This is a genomic window from Methylococcus sp. S1M (genome assembly GCF_051295855.1).
Lineage (GTDB): Bacteria > Pseudomonadota > Gammaproteobacteria > Methylococcales > Methylococcaceae > Methylococcus > Methylococcus capsulatus.
Genome location: NZ_JBPDXO010000017.1, coordinates 6,020 through 8,158, shown reverse-complemented (window position 1 = coordinate 8,158; position 2,139 = coordinate 6,020). Strand labels below are relative to the sequence as shown.

General features: G+C 64.8%; 3 protein-coding genes. All 3 read right to left on the bottom strand.

Features of this window, described 5'->3' with window-relative positions:
• A partial coding sequence (locus ACSHWJ_RS15670; RefSeq protein ID WP_432540058.1) for a phage tail sheath subtilisin-like domain-containing protein occupies positions 1-1,262 on the bottom strand: 1,262 nt, incomplete at its 3' end.
• A 3-nt stretch (positions 1,263-1,265) separates the two neighbouring features.
• A complete protein-coding gene (locus ACSHWJ_RS15665; protein WP_218800378.1) occupies positions 1,266-1,466 on the bottom strand; it encodes a hypothetical protein in 201 nt (66 codons plus the stop codon).
• Positions 1,463-2,014 carry a Gp37 family protein gene (locus ACSHWJ_RS15660; protein WP_218800377.1) on the bottom strand — a complete coding sequence of 184 codons (552 nt, stop codon included), beginning with the start codon at positions 2,012-2,014 and terminating at the stop codon, positions 1,463-1,465. Before ACSHWJ_RS15660 ends, ACSHWJ_RS15665 begins: the two co-directional genes overlap by 4 nt.
• Positions 2,015-2,139 lie beyond the last annotated feature (125 nt).

Here is a 2,139-nt window from a genome sequence, read left to right as displayed (position 1 = left end):
AGGAACAGGTTCACGCTCTCGGTGATGGCGTCGATCAGGGCATCGGTGATCGGCTGATCCAGGAATTGCAGCATCGAATACTCGATGCTTTCGTGGATCACGTCGGCGGTCCGGCGGATGTTGATGAAATTGCGCGGATGCGTGTTCGACGGCCAGGCCGCCGAGCGGTTGCCCCAGGTGCGGATTCCCGATCCGAACGCGTTGAACACCGTGATGATGCCGGCCTCGTTCAGCAGATTGGTTTCCGAGGCCGGATCGTTGATCATCGCCGTCAACGGCAGTTCGACGCCGGTGATGCCCTTGATCTCCTGATTCGACGCACTCCACCAGTAACCCTTGTCCTGGTCGGTCGCGGCGATCCTCCCCGCCAGGCGTGGCGAGAACGGCTCCAGGATTTCTGTGTCGGAGGCGCTGTCGTACACCTTCAGATGCGGATAGCACAGCCCCACCCGGTCCGAGCTGTAATTGAAGTTAATGGCGCCGGAGGGACCTCGGCCGGTTAACGCTTGTTGCACGGTCGTGCCGATCGGCGCATCCACCAGGGCAATGGCGCGCAGCTTCCCCGCCAATACGTTGAGTTCGGTCGCGACGGCGTTCACGGTCGAGAATCCGGGCGCGATCAGGATCTTCGGGAAGAATCCCAGTTCCTGGTAGGCATTGAGCCACGCCTGCATGCCGGTCCGGTTGCCCGCGCCATCGACTGCACCGATGATGTCGCTGTTCACGGCCTTGGAGGGGTCCAGCCAGGAATAGCTCACTTTCACCGACTGGCCGCTAGCGATGGCGCCGCCGGCCTTGCGGGTGATCGTGCCGTTGGCGGCATCCAGGGTGTAATCGGTGTTGAGCACATAGGTCGGCGTGCCGGCAGTGTGCTTGACCACCACGTTCGATACCTGGGGATGCGCCAGCGTCAGCTTGTCGGTCGCGGCATCGAAAGTCTTCGCCTCGTCCGCCACGGCGGTGGTGTCGCTCGCCGGATCGAGCACGTTCACCACCACGCAGATCGGGCCGTTGCCCTGGTCGAAGATGGCGTTGAGCGCGCTCGGAATGGTGAAGCCGGCACGGTTCTGGCCGAAGTACCGGGCGGCATCGCGATCGTTGGTGACCAGCCGGATACGGTTCAACGAGCGATCGGCCGCATCGACGTCCAGCATCGGCGCGGTGCCGACCAAGCCGATCACGGCCGTTTTCACACCCCGGATCGGGCGCGGCCCCTTGTCCAGCTCGATGGTTTCGACGCCGTGTAGAAAATTAGCCGGCATGTTCTATCCCTCCTGGGCGGGCGCGTCGGCACCCTTGGGTTTGCGGTTGGAGACGATGGCCGTCAGGAAACCCTTGGCCACCAGGACCCCGACATAGTCGTTGTCTTCCGGCAGCTCGACCTCGGCGCCCGGGTGCAGGTTGACATCAAGGCCCCCCGGCAGCGTGACGCTGCTCACCGGGCCGTCGTAGCGGTATCGTGTCATTGCGCATACTCCTCGTAAGTCGTGCTCCCGTCTGGCTGACGGACCGTTTCGGCCCGCTCATAGCCGTCCAACGTGGTGACATGTTTCAAGAGCGGTCCGTCCTCCTCGCAGCCGTCCTCGATCGCCAGGGTCGGGGCGCAGAAGTCGACTGCGTAGCGCCACTCCCCGCCGTGCTCCTCCAGGAACGCGTCGCGGAGCGGGTAAACTTTGCCGAACCCCGCCGGCTTGAACCCGGTCAACACCCGCCGCGCTCGCTCCAGATAGGCGTAGAGCCCGTCCTGGCCGTCGAGCGCCCGGAACAGGAGAGTGATCTCGACTGCCAGGAGGCGCTCCTGGACCACCGCATCCGTGTCCATCAGCGCGCCGTAGCGGCTGCCGTGATACCGGACTAGGAGAGCGCCGACCGGATGCAGAAACTGGTAGTTAGCGGGATCGGCCGGATACGGCATCACTTCGACATCCGTCAGTACCGCACCGAGCCGGGCGACAATCGCCGCCTCCAGCGCCTCGATGGTGTTGGCCGCCACGTTCGGTTCGACTCCGCTCACCGCGAGCCTCGGTACTGGTCCAGCACGTCCGGCGTGAACAGCCGCTCACCCCGGATCCGGGTCCGCATCCGGGCGCCGGCCTCGGGCTGAGCCTGGGCGGGATCGTCCGCCACGCCCAGGCTGAT

Bases quoted from the DNA above. Each gene is read 5' to 3' on its own strand.
- ACSHWJ_RS15665 (WP_218800378.1), bottom strand. From the start codon at position 1,466: ATGACACGATACCGCTACGACGGCCCGGTGAGCAGCGTCACGCTGCCG.